The organism is Streptomyces rugosispiralis (genome assembly GCF_024505145.1).
Taxonomy (GTDB): Bacteria; Actinomycetota; Actinomycetes; order Streptomycetales; family Streptomycetaceae; genus Streptomyces; species Streptomyces rugosispiralis.
On sequence record NZ_JANIAA010000001.1, the window covers coordinates 566,052 to 581,116 of the forward strand.

The 15,065-nt window shown below is 71.5% G+C and carries 18 protein-coding genes; 14 read left to right on the plus strand and 4 right to left on the minus strand.

Annotated features, from left to right (window positions below):
• Positions 1 to 184 precede the first annotated feature (184 nt).
• On the plus strand, positions 185 to 598 hold the full coding sequence (locus NP777_RS02515) for a spore-associated protein A (RefSeq protein ID WP_391858453.1): 414 nt from the start codon (positions 185 to 187) through the stop codon (positions 596 to 598).
• 84 nt (positions 599 to 682) lie between these two features.
• Here the strand turns inward: NP777_RS02515 and NP777_RS02520 are convergent, their stop codons facing one another.
• Positions 683 to 1,174, minus strand: a complete 492-nt coding sequence (locus tag NP777_RS02520; RefSeq protein ID WP_256648328.1) for an FBP domain-containing protein — start codon at positions 1,172 to 1,174, stop codon at positions 683 to 685.
• Between the two features lie 71 nt (positions 1,175 to 1,245).
• Between NP777_RS02520 and NP777_RS02525 the strand changes: the two genes are divergently transcribed.
• The 5 genes from NP777_RS02525 (at position 1,246) to NP777_RS02545 (ending at position 4,938) form a co-directional block, all read left to right on the plus strand.
• Complete coding sequence (locus NP777_RS02525) at positions 1,246 to 1,815, plus strand: TetR/AcrR family transcriptional regulator (RefSeq protein ID WP_256648329.1); 570 nt, start codon at positions 1,246 to 1,248, stop codon at positions 1,813 to 1,815.
• A 114-nt stretch (positions 1,816 to 1,929) separates the two neighbouring features.
• Positions 1,930 to 3,117, plus strand: coding sequence for a GDSL-type esterase/lipase family protein (locus tag NP777_RS02530; RefSeq protein ID WP_256648330.1), 1,188 nt, complete (start codon positions 1,930 to 1,932; stop codon positions 3,115 to 3,117).
• A gap of 71 nt (positions 3,118 to 3,188) precedes the next feature.
• Complete coding sequence (locus NP777_RS02535; protein ID WP_256648331.1) at positions 3,189 to 3,530, plus strand: hypothetical protein; 342 nt, start codon at positions 3,189 to 3,191, stop codon at positions 3,528 to 3,530.
• 65 nt (positions 3,531 to 3,595) lie between these two features.
• Positions 3,596 to 4,060 (plus strand): low molecular weight protein-tyrosine-phosphatase, encoded by a 465-nt coding sequence (locus tag NP777_RS02540; RefSeq protein ID WP_256648332.1) that lies wholly within the window; start codon positions 3,596 to 3,598, stop codon positions 4,058 to 4,060.
• The gene (locus NP777_RS02545; RefSeq protein WP_256648333.1) at positions 4,057 to 4,938 is read left to right on the plus strand and encodes a fructosamine kinase family protein; all 882 of its coding nucleotides are present in this window, start codon (positions 4,057 to 4,059) and stop codon (positions 4,936 to 4,938) included. Before NP777_RS02540 ends, NP777_RS02545 begins: the two co-directional genes overlap by 4 nt.
• On the opposite strand, the gene NP777_RS02550 is transcribed toward NP777_RS02545, so the two are convergent.
• Positions 4,907 to 5,857, minus strand: coding sequence for an aminoglycoside phosphotransferase (locus tag NP777_RS02550; protein ID WP_256648334.1), 951 nt, complete (start codon positions 5,855 to 5,857; stop codon positions 4,907 to 4,909). The genes NP777_RS02545 and NP777_RS02550 overlap by 32 nt on opposite strands.
• A gap of 114 nt (positions 5,858 to 5,971) precedes the next feature.
• On the opposite strand from NP777_RS02550, the gene NP777_RS02555 reads away from it, so the two are divergent.
• From NP777_RS02555 to NP777_RS02565, 3 genes are all read left to right on the plus strand, one after another.
• On the plus strand, positions 5,972 to 6,115 hold the full coding sequence (locus NP777_RS02555; RefSeq protein ID WP_256648335.1) for a hypothetical protein: 144 nt from the start codon (positions 5,972 to 5,974) through the stop codon (positions 6,113 to 6,115).
• A gap of 95 nt (positions 6,116 to 6,210) precedes the next feature.
• Positions 6,211 to 6,576, plus strand: a complete 366-nt coding sequence (locus NP777_RS02560) for a hypothetical protein (RefSeq protein ID WP_256648336.1) — start codon at positions 6,211 to 6,213, stop codon at positions 6,574 to 6,576.
• A 167-nt stretch (positions 6,577 to 6,743) separates the two neighbouring features.
• Positions 6,744 to 7,712, plus strand: a complete 969-nt coding sequence (locus NP777_RS02565) for a LysR family transcriptional regulator (RefSeq protein ID WP_256648337.1) — start codon at positions 6,744 to 6,746, stop codon at positions 7,710 to 7,712.
• On the opposite strand, the gene NP777_RS02570 is transcribed toward NP777_RS02565, so the two are convergent.
• Positions 7,713 to 9,107, minus strand: a complete 1,395-nt coding sequence (locus NP777_RS02570; RefSeq protein WP_308404992.1) for a 3-phosphoshikimate 1-carboxyvinyltransferase — start codon at positions 9,105 to 9,107, stop codon at positions 7,713 to 7,715.
• A gap of 134 nt (positions 9,108 to 9,241) precedes the next feature.
• Complete coding sequence (locus NP777_RS02575; protein ID WP_256648339.1) at positions 9,242 to 9,667, minus strand: MarR family winged helix-turn-helix transcriptional regulator; 426 nt, start codon at positions 9,665 to 9,667, stop codon at positions 9,242 to 9,244.
• A 105-nt stretch (positions 9,668 to 9,772) separates the two neighbouring features.
• Here NP777_RS02575 and NP777_RS02580 point away from each other — a divergent pair, with 105 nt between their 5' ends.
• The 5 genes from NP777_RS02580 to NP777_RS02600 all read left to right on the plus strand — a co-directional run bounded on the left by NP777_RS02580 (position 9,773) and on the right by NP777_RS02600 (position 15,054).
• Complete coding sequence (locus NP777_RS02580) at positions 9,773 to 10,414, plus strand: MBL fold metallo-hydrolase (RefSeq protein ID WP_256648340.1); 642 nt, start codon at positions 9,773 to 9,775, stop codon at positions 10,412 to 10,414.
• 362 nt (positions 10,415 to 10,776) lie between these two features.
• The gene (gene ltnD, locus NP777_RS02585; RefSeq protein WP_256648341.1) at positions 10,777 to 11,694 is read left to right on the plus strand and encodes an L-threonate dehydrogenase; all 918 of its coding nucleotides are present in this window, start codon (positions 10,777 to 10,779) and stop codon (positions 11,692 to 11,694) included.
• Between the two features lies 1 nt (position 11,695).
• The gene (otnK, locus tag NP777_RS02590; RefSeq protein ID WP_256648342.1) at positions 11,696 to 12,976 is read left to right on the plus strand and encodes a 3-oxo-tetronate kinase; all 1,281 of its coding nucleotides are present in this window, start codon (positions 11,696 to 11,698) and stop codon (positions 12,974 to 12,976) included.
• Positions 12,973 to 13,647, plus strand: coding sequence for a class II aldolase/adducin family protein (locus NP777_RS02595; protein ID WP_256648343.1), 675 nt, complete (start codon positions 12,973 to 12,975; stop codon positions 13,645 to 13,647). Before otnK ends, NP777_RS02595 begins: the two co-directional genes overlap by 4 nt.
• A 99-nt stretch (positions 13,648 to 13,746) precedes the next feature.
• Positions 13,747 to 15,054 carry an MFS transporter gene (locus tag NP777_RS02600; RefSeq protein WP_256648344.1) on the plus strand — a complete coding sequence of 436 codons (1,308 nt, stop codon included), beginning with the start codon at positions 13,747 to 13,749 and terminating at the stop codon, positions 15,052 to 15,054.
• Positions 15,055 to 15,065: the final 11 nt, after the last annotated feature.

Consider the following 15,065-nt stretch of genomic DNA (forward strand, 5'->3'; position numbering starts at 1 on the left):
TTTCAGCCTGCGTTTCTTGTGCGAGCCGCCCGTTACACGTTGGTGACAGTGGGGACAAAGCCGTAACGGCGCACGAGGACAACTCAAGGGCCGGGCGGCGGGTCGTAGTGTCCGGGAAATCCACCCACGGCACGTCAACCGACAGCACCGACACCACACGAACGGGGACCCATCCATGACGCACATCAAGCGCGCCCTGGCCGTCGCGGCAGTGACCGGCGCCGGCGCGGCCGCCCTCATGGTGGCCGCGCCCGCGGCCTCCGCGGCGCCCTCGCACGCGGCGTACAACGGCGCCTGCGGCTCCGGCTACACGGTCGTCAACTCCACCGAGGTCGGGGACAAGGGCACGGCGTACCTCACCTACAGCTCCGCCACGGGCAAGAACTGCCTGGTCGCGATCCGGAACGTCGCCGGTGAGCCGGTTCCGATGACCATCTACCTCTCGCGGAGCGACACGGAGATCCACAACATCTACGACAGCGGCGACTACCGCTCCTACGCCGGGCCCATCTACACCAACGCACGGGGCACCTGCGTGGACTGGTGGGGCTGGATCGACGGTGCGCGCTTCGGGAAGGCCAACACCAACTGCGGCTGACGTCCGTCCCACTCGGTGCCCCGCACGCCGCGGCGTGCGGGGCACCGCCGTCGAACGAGCCGTGACGCCGCCCGGCGACATGAGCTACGCGGTCACCTTGGCGAGGAACGCGGCCACGTTCGCCACGGTCCGCTCGATCTTCTCCTCCAGGGTGAGCGACTCCTGCGGGCGTGAACCGGCGCCCGCGTCCTTCTTACCCCGCACATACAGCGAGCAGGCGAGGTCGCTGCATATGTAGGCGCCCACCGAGTTGCCCTGCTGCCTGGCCTTCCCCGCCTTCGGCGCCACCATCAGGGACACACCGCCCGTATGGGCCGTCAGGCACATCGAGCACATGCTGCGCCGCGCCTGCCAGGAAGCGGGGCCCGGACAGCGCAGCGCGAGGGCGATCGGGCCGCCGTCCAGCACGGTGACCAGATAGGCACGGTCGGGGGCCTGCGGATCGCGCCAGCCGAGGTAGTCCAGGTCGCCCCAGGGCCGATCGGCCAGGTCGCGGGGGACGGACAGGCGCTTCGTCTCGCCCTTGGTGCAGTTCACGAACGCGGCACGGATCTCTTGCTCAGTCATCGGCTTCATAAACCGCACGCTAATTTGCCTAAAGGGTTTAGGCAAATGCATAATCGGTTCTGGCCGAGGAGAGGACAGGCATGGCACGGGCAGGACTGACCACGGAACGCCTGACCCAGGCGGGGGCGGAGCTCGCCGATGAGGTCGGCTTCGACCAGGTGACCGTCTCGGCGCTGGCCAGACGGTTCGACGTCAAGGTCGCGAGTCTGTACTCACACCTGAAGAACTCCCAGGACCTCAAGACCAGGATCGCCCTGCTCGCCCTGGAGGAGCTCGCCGACCGGGCCGCCGACGCGCTGGCGGGACGGGCCGGGAAGGACGCCCTGACCGCCTTCGCCGACGTCTACCGCGACTACGCCCACGAGCACCCCGGCCGCTACACCGCGGCCCGGCTCAGGCTCGACCCGGAGACGGCGGCCGCCAGCGCCGGGGTCCGGCACTCACAGATGACCCGGGCGATCCTGCGCGGCTACGACCTGGAGGAACCGGACCAGACGCATGCGGTCCGGCTGCTGGGCAGCGTCTTCCACGGCTACGTCAGCCTCGAGATGGCGGGCGGGTTCAGCCACAGCGCCCCCGACAGCCAGGAGAGCTGGTCGCGGACCCTGGACGCCCTCGACGCCCTGCTGCGGAACTGGCCCGCGCCCTGACGGACGCGTATCGCCCATCGCGTATCGGCTCGCCCATCGCGTGTCCGCTCGCTCGTCGCGTATCCGCGCGATCCATACATCCCCGCATACATCCCTGATCAACAGGCTGGAACGATGCACACCACCGAGCACGACTGGATCACCACACCCATCACCGCCGACATCCTGCGGGGCGCCCTCGACCTGGAGCGCACCGCGCACGGGCTGCTGCCGCACCGGCTGCCCGCCTGGGCCCGCGCCCAGTGCGCCGATGGGCAGCTCGCCATGGCGGAGGCCCAGCCGTCCGGCGTACGACTGGTCTTCCGGACCGGAGCCACCGCCGTCGAGCTGGACACGCTGCCCACCAAGCGGGTCTACGCGGGTGCCCCGCCACGCCCGGACGGCGTCTACGACCTGCTGATCGACGGCCGTCTGACCGCCCAGTCGACGGTGACCGGCGGCAACACCCTGGCCATCGACCTGGCCACCGGCACCGCCGAGAGCCACCCCGGCCCGGCCGGCACCGTCCGCTTCGCCGATCTGCCCGACGGCGTCAAGGACGTCGAGATCTGGCTGCCGCACAACGAGACCACCGAACTCGTCGCCCTGCGCACCGACGCCCCCCTCGAGCCCGTACCGGACCGGGGCCGCAGGGTGTGGCTGCACCACGGCAGTTCGATCAGCCATGGCTCCGACGCCGCGAGTCCCACCGCCATCTGGCCCGCGCTCACCGCCTCCCTCGGCGGCGTGGAACTGATCAACCTGGGCCTGGGCGGCAGCGCCCTGCTCGACCCGTTCACCGCACGGACGATGCGCGACACCCCCGCCGACCTGATCAGCATCAAGATCGGCATCAATCTGGTCAACGCCGATCTGATGCGGCTGCGCGCCTTCGGACCGGCGGTGCACGGCTTCCTCGACACGATCCGCGAGGGGCATCCCACCACGCCGCTGCTGGTCGTCTCCCCCATCCTGTGCCCCATCCACGAGGACACGCCCGGCCCCGCGTCCTTCGACTTCGCCGCGCTCAGCGCCGGAAGGCTGCGGTTCCTGGCCACCGGCGACCCCGCCGAGCGCGCCGCCGGGAAGCTGACGCTGGGCGTCATCCGGGATGAGCTGTCCCGGATCGTCAAGCAGCGGGCGGCCGACGATCCCCACCTCCACTACCTCGACGGCCGCGAACTCTACGGCGAGGCCGACGCCGCCGAGCTGCCGCTGCCCGACGAGCTCCACCCGGACGCCGCCACCCACCGCCGTATCGGGGAACGCTTCGCCACGCTGGCCTTCGCCGCCGATGGTCCGTTCGCGGACCACGGCGTCTGACGCCGGGCTCCGTCCGGTACAACGGGAAGGAACGAGAACGGCCATCGGCGCCGGTGCGAGGGAGGGCCGCGATGACGCCCGATGTGTGGGTGCGGGTCAACAGCGCGACGTTCGGCGGCCGCATGGTGCGCGCCGACATCATCGAGCAGGTCAGATGGGACAAGAAGACGCCCCAGCACCTGATCCTGACCCTCCACGGCGGGGAAGAGGTCCGCCAGGACGTACGGGCCGGCGCGCCGGTCGACGACATGGACGACACCGAGGGCCCCGACCTCGCCGAGCGGCTGGTGAGCGCGATCGCGCGGGCCTCGGACCGGCCCGGTGGCCACATGCTGGAGCTGACGCCCGATGAGAGCGCCGGGGGCGTGGGGTGGCTCCGGACGCCACTGGTGGACAAGCCCTGGGCGGGGTGAGCCGGGGTCTCCCCGGGCGGCCCGCCCCCTGCGCCACCGCGGAGCCAGGCCCTACCCTGGTGGCCGTGCACATCTGCTTTGTCTGCAGCGGGAACATCTGCCGGTCGCCGTCCGCCGCGCTGGTCTTCGCCGAGCGGCTGCGCCGGGCGGGGCTCGACGGCGCGGTACGGGTCAGCAGCGCCGGTATCGGCCCCTGGCACGCCGGTGAGCCCATCGACGAACGGGCCGGCGAACTGCTGGCACGGCACGGCTATCCGGTCGAGCATGTCGCGGCCCAGATCGGTGCCGAGCACCGGGACGCCGAGCTGCTGCTGGCGATGGACCGCGGCCACGAGAAGGCGCTGCGGCGGCTGGTCGACGATCCGTCCCGGGTCAGGATGTTGCGGTCCTTCGACCCGCACGCCACCGGTGACCTGGACGTACCCGACCCGTACTACGGCGGCCCGGAAGGGTTCGACGAGGTGCTGGCCATGATCGAAGCCTCGGTGCCCGGCCTGCTGGCCTGGGTACGCGAGCGCCTCGGTTCATGAGCGCCCGTGCCGGGGCCGGGACGGGCGAGGACCCCGGTGCCGCGGCGGCCCGCCTCACCGGCCGTCCGGCGACCCGCCGACGGCCACTGTCCGCCATGCTCACCGAGGTCACGCTCGACGGCGGACAGACGGTGATGGTCAAACGGGGTGACGATCCCGGCGTGGTGGCGGCCGAGGCGGCGGGGCTGCGCTGGCTGGCCGACGCCGGTACGGTCCGCGTCCCGGCGGTGCACGGCCACGACCGGCACTGGCTGGTCACCGAGCAGGTGCCAACCGGCCACCCGAGCACCCGGGCGGCGGCCCGGTTCGGCCGCGACCTGGCCGCCCTGCACGCCGTCGGCGCGCCCGCGTTCGGCGCCCCGCCGCCCGACGGCCCGGCGGACGCGTACATCGGCATGGCCCCGATGCGCAACGTCACGGGCACCGACTGGCCGCGCTGGTACGCCGAACACCGGGTACTGCCCTATCTGCGGCGCGCCGTCGACGACGGCACGGTGCGCCGAGGCGAGGCCGAGGTGATCGAACGCGCATGTGAGCGGCTGCCGGAGCTGGCCGGGCCCGCCGAGCCACCGGCCCGGTTGCACGGCGACCTGTGGAACGGGAACGTCCTGTGGGGCGCGGACGGGCAGGCGTGGCTGATCGACCCGGCGGCGCACGGTGGCCACCGCGAGACCGACCTGGCGATGCTCCACCTGTTCGGCTGCCCGCATCTCGACCAGGTGCTGGACGGCTATCAGGAGGTGGCGCCGCTCGCCGAGGGCTGGGCCGACCGCGTCGGACTCCACCAGCTCTTCCCGCTGCTGGTGCACACCGTGCTGTTCGGCCGTGGCTACGCCGGGCAGGCGGTCACGGTGGCGCGGGCGGCCCTGGCGCGGTGACCTGCCGCAATTCCTCGTACAGCCCTTCCAGGGCGGTGTGGTCGTCGTCCGTGCCGGTGTGCGGGGCGGCGAACCAGCGCGCGTACTCGGCGATCTCGGAGAGGCGCCAGTCGAGGGCGAACAGCTCGGCCATCGCCGGGTCGGGGCGCAGCCGGTGACCCGCGCCGGCCGCGAGCAGATCGGCGTAGTCCCGCTCGCGTGGCGCGAGGGCCAGCGACTCCCAGTCGACCAGCTTCAGCCCGCACCCGCCCACGACCTGGTTGTCGTTGTGCGGCTCGCCGTGGGTTGTCACCCACTGGTCCCGGCGGGAGTGGGCGAGGTCCGCGAGTTCGAGGTAGCGGCCCGTCCAGCGGGTGATCGCGGCACCGTGTGCGGCGATCGCGGCCCGCGCCTCCTCCGCCATCGGGCCGGACGTCCAGGGCCGGGCGGTCCTGGCCCGTAGCTCGCCCGGGAACTCGGGGCCGACCCGGGGAGCCCAGTGCCGCAGACCGGGTGGCGGGGTGGCGCGGTGCAGCGTGGCCAGCGCGGCCTCGACCTCGCGGACGTGCGGTGGCCGGCGCGCCTCCTCCTCGGTGGGGCTGCGCCCGTCCAGCCACGGTGTCACGCTGAGCGCGCCCGCCTCGACGCCGACGGTGAACCGGCCGGACGACCGGGCCGGCAACGGCGCGCACACCACGTCCACACCGGCGGCGGCGAGCGCCGCCGCCCCCGCGTAGGCGGCCTCCAGCGTCGCCTCGGTGTGCCGCGGCTCCAGTTGGTCCAGCGTCACGAACAGGGTCGTGCCACCACCGGCCGCCCGCCAGTGGTGTGCGCCGAAACCCCAGGGCAGATACGCGACCTCGGCGAGTTCCGGCAGCCAGTGCGCGGCGACGGCGCACGCGATCGCTTCGTCGCCGATGAAGGAGGGACGGGTGAGCACAGGGCCCGATCCTAGGGAGCGGGCGGGCCACCGTCACCGGATTTTCCGGCGGACCGTGCCGCCACCCCCGGCCGGTGGCTGTCCGAGGCGTCCGCCGAGCGGCGGGCGTCCGACGTGGCCACCGCGCAGCAGATCGCGCTGGGGCTCACGGACCAGTTCGACGTGGCCGCCACATACGGCCTCGGCGAGCTGGCCGACGCCGTGGAGCACGCGGTGCGGCCCGGCAAGGTCGGCACCGTCCTCGTCCGCACCCGGTAGCCGCCGCCACGTCGCGGGGGTCTCCCCGGGAGGGGTCCCGGGACCCGCGGGTTAGAAATGCCGCGCACGCATTCCCGACCCAGGAGGTTCCACTGATGAGTACCGGTACGCGCTGGAGGACCGCGACGGCCGCGGTGACCACGACTCTGGCGGGCACGCTGGGGCTCGGCCTGATGTCGCCGGTGGCGCGGGCCGCCGCCCACGGGCCCTGCTACGACGGGCGGTGCACGGTCACCGTGTCGAGGCCCACGAGCATCAAGGTCGACAGCCATCGGTTCGGGTTCGGGAAGCTGCGGATCACCCACATCAGCTCCCGGTCCGTGAAGATGGCGGCCACCACTACGGGCGGCGCGCACCTGAGCGGCAGCACCAGTCCGGGCGGCGCCGTCAGGCTCAACAACCTGAGCATCGGCGTGCGGTCGGTCAGCGGCCACAAGGCCAAGCTGGTCCTGTCGTCCTGATGTCCTGATGCCTCGTCGGCTCCCCATGGCACCCCGGCGCACACGTCTGCGCCGGGGTGCCATCCGTAGTACGGTTCCGTCGTCACGCGCCGCGAACCGGAATCCTGCTCAGACAGGACTCGCCTCGGCTGCCCATTACGGCCCGATCATGACGAGGACTCAGAGCGATGCCACCCTCCCTCAGCAACTTCAACATGGACCTCCTGGTCCCGCTGCACGCCCTGCTGATGGAACGGAGCGTGACCAAGGCGGCGGAGCGCGTGGAGGTCACCCAGCCCTCGATGAGCACCTCGCTCGCCAAGCTCCGCCGCCACTTCAACGAGCCGCTGCTGGTCAGGGACGGCCGCCGGATGGTGCTGACGCCCTTCGCGGAGTCGCTGGTCCAGCCGGTCACGGAGATGCTGGAGGCGATCAGGGGGGTGGTCGGCGCCAACGCGGCCTTCGACCCGACCACCGACCGCCGGGTGTTCACCGTGACCGCCAGCGACTACGTGGCCATCGTTCTGCTGCGGCCGCTGCTGCGGGAGATCGACACCGCCTACCCCCATGTGCAGATCAAGGTCGCCCCGCTGAACCACGGCATGGTCGACCAGCTCCGCAGAGGCCAGTGCGATCTGGTCATCTGGCCGCCCATGATCCAGGACAAGGAGCTGGAGACGTTCTCCAGCGCCACGCTGTTCACCGATGAGTTCGTGGCCGTGGTGGACCAGGACCACCCCGAGGTCGGTGACGTCCTGACGGCCGATCAGCTGTGCACTCTGCCGTACGTCCAGATCGGGGGGCCGCAGCCCACGATCGCGGACACCGCACTCGCTCAACTCGGCCTGCCCCTCCGGGCCGTCGCCGCCACCGACAACTTCACCAACGCGGCCTGTCTGCTCCCCGGCACCCGCATGGTCACGGTGATACAGCGGCGCCTGTTCGACCAGCTCGGCCCGCGGATCGGCCTTCGGACCGTGGCGCTCGATGTGCCGCTGCCACGGCTCGTGGAGTCGATGTACTGGCATCCCAGGAACACCGTCGATCCCGCCCACCGATGGCTGCGCGAGCGGGTCCTGCGCCTGTGCGCCACCGACCTTCGGGACCTGCCGCACGACGACACCGGTCCTTCGCGGGGCGCGCGTTCCGACGGATGATCACTTCACGGGCCCGGCGAGGGCGGGGGGCCGGGCGGGGCTCCGGTCCGGCGTCCGGTCCCGTTCCACCGACATGCTCAGGCCGATGCCGTTCATCTCCTCGAGGAAGCGCGGATAGGAACCGCGGTAGGCGTTCGGGTAGGTGAGCCGGGTCTCACCGTCGGCCGCCGTGCCCGCGACGGCCAGCGACATCAGCACCCGGTGGTCGTTGAACGAGGACAGTTCGGCGCCGGTCAGCCGCTCCACACCGTGGCACAGCAGTCGCTGCCCGCGCTGCTCGATCCGGGCGCCCATCCTGGTGAGCTGCAGCATCGACGCCACCCGGTCCGACTCCTTGAGCCTGACGTGGGCCACGTTGTCCAGCACGGTGGTGCCGTCCGCCAGTGCCCCGAGCACGGACAGCGCGGGCAGCAGGTCGGGCGTCGCCCGGCAGTCGATCCGGGCGGGGCGCAGCCTGATCCCGTCGTGGCGGACCCGCACCATGCCGGTCGCCGGGTCGGCCGTCATCGGCAGGCCCATCCCGGCGACGAGGTTCAGCAGCTCCGCCTCGGGGTGGTCCACCTGGTCCACGGGGAGCGCGGGCAGCCCCCGGAACAGCACATCGGCCGGGTGCAGCGCCGCCGCGGCCAGGCCGAAGGCCGCCGCGCCGACGTCGGGCGGCAGCACCACCGTTGCCGGAGCGGGGCATTGACCCGGCTCGATGTCGAACCGCCGCCCGTTCTCGGAGACATCGACCCGCAGTCCGAACCGCCGCATCATCCGGACCGTCAGATCCACATAGGAGCGTTCGTTGAACTCGCCCTCCACCGTGATGGTGCTCGGCCCGGTCCCGAACGGCGCCACCATGAGCAATCCGGAAATCCACTGCGAGAGAATGCCCTCGATACGCGCGTGGCCGCCTTTCGGACGGCGCGGCCGTACGGAAATCGGCGGGCCGCCGGTGGGCGAATCGAGGTCGATGCCGAGATCTGACAGGGCCTGTAGCTGCGGGCCGATCAGACGCCGGGGGAAAGACTTCTGCCCCACGATGGTCACCGGCGCGCTCGCGAGAGAGGCGAGCCCGGTGAGGAAATAGAGCGCCGTGCCCGCACTGCCCACCGGGACCTGTGAGCGCAGCGGACGGTACGGCCCCCCGTGCACGAGGAAGTCGTCCCCGTCCACCTCGATCCGCGTACCGAGACCGCGCAGCGCGGTGATGGTCTGCCGGACGTGCTGCGCGTTCGACCGCCCCACGATGCGGCTGGTCCCGGGGGCGAGCGACGCCAGTATCAAAGCCCGATGCGCGTGATATTTCGAGGTCGGAACGGAAATCTGCCCTTTGACCCGATCGGATGGCCGCTTCACGAGCAGTCGCATTCCACTCCCCCGATCCACCCGCTTACCCGAATCCAGCATTCGCGGCGTCGAGGTTCACGCTAGCCATCGCGCGGCGCGCCGGAAATCCCGATGTGCTTATGACTGGCATCGCCCTCCGGGATATAACCCATCCGCCCACAGAAGCCGCCGAACCCGGCACATCGCCTCCGCGGTCACTTTTCGGTGATGCGAGCGGTCAGACGGGTCAGCAGGGGTACGCAGTCCCGCAGTCGCCGCTGCTCGTCGGGGCTGAGCGCGTCGCGGATGGCGGTGCCCAGCCAGCCGGCGCGCTGGGCGCGCTCCCGCTGAAGCCGGGCGCGGCCTGCGTCGGTGATGTGCAGCAGGAGTTTGCGGCCGTCGCTGGGGTGGGGTTCGGTGCGCACCAGGCCGTCGCCGAGCAGTTCCTTGACGGATTTGGCGGCCGACTGGTGGGTCACTCCGCGCCGGTGCGCGAGGTCGGCCGTGGTCTGCGGGCCACCGCGGTCGAGGTGGCCGAGGATGGCGGCCCCTCCGGAGGGCATGGTGTCGGCGGCCCGTACGGCGCGGACGAGTTCGCCGACCGCTTGCCGCAGGTCTTCAGCCAGTGCGTCGTCTTCCATGGCCCCACCCTATCCAGGTCATGAAGGCAGGTTGTACAACCATGTTGTACAGTTTAGTTGCGCAATGCAGTTGTATAGTTTTGCCAGGGATCAAGGAGACCCGCCATGCAGCTCACCAAGTTCGGCCATGCCTGCGTCCGTATCGACAAGGACGACCGCCGCCTGGTCGTGGACCCGGGTGGCCTCACCGAACCGCACGCGCTGGACGACGCGGACGCGGTCCTGGTCACCCACGAACACTTCGACCACTTCTCCGAGGAGGTGCTCCGCAAGGCCGCGGAGAACAATCCGGCCCTGCGCATCTGGACCAACGCCTCAGTCGCCAAGCAGCTGGACGGCCTCGGCACCCGGGTCACCACCGTCGGCGCGGGCGAGTCCTTCACCACGGCCGGTTTCGAGGTGAAGGTCTACGGCACCTGGCACGCGCCCATCCACCCCGACATCCCGCCGGTCGGCAACGTCGGCTTCCTCGTCGACGACACCCTCTTCCACCCCGGAGACGCGCTCACCGTCCCCGATGCCACCGTCGACACCCTACTGCTGCCCGTGCACGGCCCCTGGTCCACCACCGGGCAGCTGATCGACTATGTGCGGGAGGTGGCCCCGCGGGACGCCTACGCCATCCACGACGGCGCCCTCAACGATGTCGGCATCGCGATGCTCGGCGGGTTCCTGGGCGACAACGGCCCCGGCACGGGCGCCCGCTACCACGGGCTGGCGGCGGGCACCTCCGTCGACATCGGCTGAGTTCACGTCCTCGGCGCGGCACGGCCATCGGCCGCTCACGTCGGCGCGGGGGCCGACCGCGCGGTCGATGCCGCACCGACCGGGCCGAGCTCGGCCAGTCGGCCCATCACGAGCGGTGTGGACGATCTCGGGCCGCTCGCCCCGGGCCGAACCGGACACACCACACCCCGCCGCGCCGCGTCCCACCCGACTCCACCCCTCCTCACCCCACCTCATGTGACGGACGTCACAGTATGCGGGGGCCTTGTCTTCAGGTCATCATATGACCCGATCGCCGCCGGTGACCGGGGCCGATGACGCCCCGGCCGCCACGACAAGGGCGGCGGCACTCCCTCATAAGCACAGCAAGGACGAGGAGGGGCATGAGCGACCAGGACGGACCGGCGCGGCCGCGCGTGGGCGTGGTGGGCCTCGGTTCCATGGGACTCGGCATGGCGCGCAGCCTGCGCAGGGCGGGCTACGACGTCGGGGTCCACGATCTGCGGCCGGAGGCGGCCGAGAGCTTCGCCCGCGACGGCGGGACGGCGTACGCCTCCCCCGGCGACCTGGCGGCCGCGGTGGACGTCGTGGTCAGTGTCGTGGTCAACGCGGCGCAGGTCGAGTCGGTGCTGTTCGGAGCCGACGGGGCCGCCGGCCGGCTCCGCCCGGGGGCCGTCTTCGTGATGTGCTCCACGGTCGACCCGGGCTGCTCGGCGGAGCTAGGGGGACGTCTGGCCGAGCGCGGCGCGCTCTACCTGGACGCCCCCATCTCCGGTGGCGCCCGGCGCGCGGCGACCGGTGAGCTGACCATGATGACGTCGGGCCCCGCCGCGGCGTACGCGGTCGCCGACCCGGTGCTCGAGGCCATGAGCGGCACGGTCTACCGGCTGGGCGAGCAGCCCGGCCTGGGCTCGAAGGTCAAGATCGTGAACCAGTTGCTCGCGGGGGTGCACATCGCCGCGGCGGCCGAGGCGATGGCCCTGGGTCTGAAGGCCGGTGTCCCGGCCGAGGCGCTCTACGAGGTCGTCACGCACAGCGCGGGCAACTCGTGGATGTTCGAGAACCGGATGGCGCATGTGCTGGCCGGTGATTACACGCCGCTCTCCGCGGTCGACATCTTCGTCAAGGACCTGGGGCTCGTCCTGGATTCGGCGCGGCCGGAGCGGTTCCCGCTCCCCCTGGCCGCCACCGCTCACCAGATGTTCCTCCAGGCGTCGGCGTCCGGTCTGGGCGCCGAGGACGACAGCGCGGTCATCAAGATCTTCCCCGGGATCGAGCTGCCCCAGCCGGCGGGGGCCTGATATGGCCATCCGACTCGGCTGCGTCGCCGACGACTTCACCGGCGCCACAGACCTGGCCAACAATCTGGTACGGGCGGGCATGCGCGTGGTCCAGCTGATCGACGTACCGCCGCCCGGCGCCGAACGGCCGGTGGACGCGGACGCCGTGGTCATCGCGCTCAAGTCGCGGACCGTTCCGGCCGCCGACGCGGTCGACGCGTCGCTGCGGGCCCTCGCCTGGCTGCGGTCCGCGGGCGCCGAGCAGATCTACTTCAAGTACTGCTCCACCTTCGACTCGACACCGGCCGGCAACATCGGGCCGGTCACCGAGGCCCTGATGGACGCGCTCGGCACCGACTTCACCATCGCCACGCCCGCGTTCCCCGACAACGGGCGCACGGTCTTCAAGGGCCATCTCTTCGTCGGCGATGTGCTGCTCAGCGAGAGCGGTATGCGCCATCACCCGCTCACCCCGATGACCGACCCCGATCTGGTCTCGGTCCTCGGCGCGCAGACCACCCGGGCGGTCGGCCTGATCGACCACACGGTGGTCGGCCGCGATGCCACGGCGGTCCGCGCCCGGATCGACGAACTGCGGGCGCAGGGTGCCGGAATCGCCATCGCCGACGCCGTCTCCAACGACGATCTGGTGCGCCTCGGCGCGGCGGTCCGGGGGATGCCCCTGGTGACCGCCGGTTCGGGCCTGGCCATCGGGCTGCCCGCGAACTGGGGGTTCGCACCGTCCCACGCCGCCGCACGGCTGCCGCCGCCCGGCGGCCACCGGGCCGTCATCTCCGGATCGGTCTCCGCCGCCACCAACCAGCAGGTCCAGGAGTTCCTGCGGACCGGCCGACCGGCGTTCAGCGTGGCTCCGCTGCGGGTCGCGGCCGGTGCGGACGTGTCCGGCGAAGCGCTCGCCTTCGCCGAATCCCATCTGGCCGACGGGCCCGTCCTCTTCTACTCCACCGAGGCGCCCGAGGCGGTGCGTACCGTACAGACCCGGCTGGGCGCCGCCGAGGCCGGCGAGCTGGTGGAGCGGACCCTGGCCCGGGTGGCCGAGGGCCTGGTGGAGCGCGGTGTGCGCCAACTCGTCGTCGCGGGCGGCGAGACCTCCGGAGCGGTCGTCCGGGCGCTCGGCATCACCGCGCTGCGCATCGGGCCGCAGATCGACCCCGGTGTGCCCTGGTGCGCGGCGGAACTCCCCGGCGGGGACACGCTCCACATCACGCTGAAGTCCGGCAACTTCGGAGGCCCCGCGTTCTTCACCGACTCCTTCGCCCTGCTCGACCGGGAGGTCTCATGACCGGGCTCCTCGACACCGCCGTGGACGAGGCACGTGACGAGATCGTCCGGGTGGGCACCAGCCTGTTCAACCGGGGCTATGTGCACGCCAGCGCCGGGAATATCAGCGCCCGGGTCGGCGACGGCCATCTGATCACGCCCACCGACGCCGCCCTGGGCTTTCTCGAGCGCGACCGCCTCGCGCTGGTCGACGCCCGGGGCGAGCAGCGCGCGGGCGACCGCGCGAGCAAGACCCTGACGCTCCATCGGCGTATCTACGCGGCCGACCCCACGGCCCGGTTCGTCATCCACACCCACTCCACCCACCTGGTCGCGCTCACCCTGGCCGGGGTGTGGAGCCAGGACGACGTACTCCCGCCCATCACGCCGTACTTCGTGATGAAGGTGGGGCACGTTCCGCTCATCCCCTACCACCGGCCCGGCGACCCGCGCGTGGCCGACCTGGTGACCGCCCGGATCGCCGGCCGTCTGGCGAGCCACACGCCGATCAGGGCCGTCCTGCTCGACCGGCTCGGCCCCGTGGTCTGGGGCCCGAACCCGGCCGCCGCCCTCGCCGTCCTCGAAGAACTCGAGGAGACGGCGCGTCTCTGGCTCCTGACCGACCGTCGGCCGGAGCCGCTCACCATCGACGCGATCGACGAGCTGAGGGTCACGTTCGGCGCCGCTTGGTGACCTGCCGCTCCGCCCTCCACGCTCCCTCCCCTCCCCCCCCTCCCCCGTCCCCCTCCTCGTCCCCGTCGCAGAATCCCTGAGCCGCAAAAGGATTCCGTCATGCCCATGCCCGCAGTGGCGGCCGAGACGCCCGCGCTTGCCCGCGAGAACACCGTCTACCGCAAGGTCGTACGCCGCATCGTCCCCTTCCTCATCCTCTGCTATGTGGCCTCCTACCTGGACCGGGTCAACGTCGGCTTCGCGAAGCTCCAGATGTCCGACGACCTCGGGTTCAGCGAGGCGGCGTACGGCCTCGGGGCGGGCCTGTTCTTCATCGGGTACTTCCTCCTGGAGGTGCCCTCGAACCTGATGCTGCAACGCGTCGGAGCCCGCACCTGGATCGCCCGCATCATGATCAGCTGGGGCCTGGTCTCGGCGGCGTTCATGTTCGTCACCAACGAGGCGACCTTCTATGTGCTGAGATTTCTGCTCGGTGCCGCGGAGGCGGGGTTCTACCCCGGGGTGATCCTCTACTGCACCTACTGGTTCCCCTCGCACCGCCGGGCCCGGGTGATCGCGATGTTCATGTCGGCCATCCCGGTGGCGGGCATCTTCGGCAATCCGCTCTCCGGCTGGATCATGGACAGCTTCCAGGGCGTGAACGGCTGGCAGGGGTGGCAGTGGATGTTCCTGCTGGAGGCGGTCCCCGCGCTCCTCGTCGGTGTCATGACCCTCTGCTACCTGGACGACGGCGTGCGGGACGCGAAGTGGCTGACCGATGAGGAGAAGGCCGTCGTCGAGCGAGCGGTCGCCGAGGACAGCGCGCACCGGACCGTGCACGGCCGGAGCCTGGACGCCTTCCGTGAGCCCAGGGTGTGGCTGATGTGCCTCATCTACTTCTGCTTCGTGATGGGCCAGTACGCCCTGACCTTCTGGATGCCCACGTTCGTCGAGTCCACCGGCATCGACGGCAACCTCGCGATCGGCGTGCTCAGCGCCGTGCCGTTCCTGGCCGCGCTCGTCGCGATGAACCTGTTCGGCCGCTCGGCGGACAAGCGCCGCGAGCGCCGCTGGCACCTGGTCGTCCCGAGCCTGATGGGCGCCGTCGGCTTCTCGCTGGCCGCCGTGTGGAACGGGTCGACCGCGCTGTCGCTGACCGCGCTGTCCGTCGCCGCGGCCGGGGTGCTGACCTGCGCTCCGCTGTTCTGGTCGCTCCCCACCGCGTTCCTGGGCGGCACCGCGGCCGCGGCGGGCCTTGCCATCATCAACTCGGTGGGCAACCTCGCCGGTTTCGTCAGCCCCTACATGATCGGCGCGCTCAAGGACGCCACCGGCTCGGCGTCGATCCCGATGTACGTCCTGGCCCTCACCCTGGTCGTGGGCGCCGCCGCGGTGCTCACCACCAAGAAGCAGGTCGTCAACCGCTGACCGGGACGTCC

What these genes read in the sequence shown, in the direction of transcription:
- NP777_RS02520 (WP_256648328.1), bottom strand. Translation starts at nt 1,174, where the DNA reads ATGAAGCCGATGACTGAGCAAGAGATCCGTGCCGCGTTCGTGAACTGC.
- NP777_RS02525 (WP_256648329.1), top strand. Translation starts at nt 1,246, where the DNA reads ATGGCACGGGCAGGACTGACCACGGAACGCCTGACCCAGGCGGGGGCG.
- NP777_RS02530 (WP_256648330.1), top strand. Translation starts at nt 1,930, where the DNA reads ATGCACACCACCGAGCACGACTGGATCACCACACCCATCACCGCCGAC.
- NP777_RS02535 (WP_256648331.1), top strand. Translation starts at nt 3,189, where the DNA reads ATGACGCCCGATGTGTGGGTGCGGGTCAACAGCGCGACGTTCGGCGGC.
- NP777_RS02545 (WP_256648333.1), top strand. Translation starts at nt 4,057, where the DNA reads ATGAGCGCCCGTGCCGGGGCCGGGACGGGCGAGGACCCCGGTGCCGCG.
- NP777_RS02560 (WP_256648336.1), top strand. Translation starts at nt 6,211, where the DNA reads ATGAGTACCGGTACGCGCTGGAGGACCGCGACGGCCGCGGTGACCACG.
- NP777_RS02565 (WP_256648337.1), top strand. Translation starts at nt 6,744, where the DNA reads ATGCCACCCTCCCTCAGCAACTTCAACATGGACCTCCTGGTCCCGCTG.
- NP777_RS02570 (WP_308404992.1), bottom strand. Translation starts at nt 9,107, where the DNA reads ATGCTGGATTCGGGTAAGCGGGTGGATCGGGGGAGTGGAATGCGACTG.
- NP777_RS02575 (WP_256648339.1), bottom strand. Translation starts at nt 9,667, where the DNA reads ATGGAAGACGACGCACTGGCTGAAGACCTGCGGCAAGCGGTCGGCGAA.
- NP777_RS02580 (WP_256648340.1), top strand. Translation starts at nt 9,773, where the DNA reads ATGCAGCTCACCAAGTTCGGCCATGCCTGCGTCCGTATCGACAAGGAC.
- ltnD (WP_256648341.1), top strand. Translation starts at nt 10,777, where the DNA reads ATGAGCGACCAGGACGGACCGGCGCGGCCGCGCGTGGGCGTGGTGGGC.
- otnK (WP_256648342.1), top strand. Translation starts at nt 11,696, where the DNA reads ATGGCCATCCGACTCGGCTGCGTCGCCGACGACTTCACCGGCGCCACA.
- NP777_RS02595 (WP_256648343.1), top strand. Translation starts at nt 12,973, where the DNA reads ATGACCGGGCTCCTCGACACCGCCGTGGACGAGGCACGTGACGAGATC.
- NP777_RS02600 (WP_256648344.1), top strand. Translation starts at nt 13,747, where the DNA reads ATGCCCATGCCCGCAGTGGCGGCCGAGACGCCCGCGCTTGCCCGCGAG.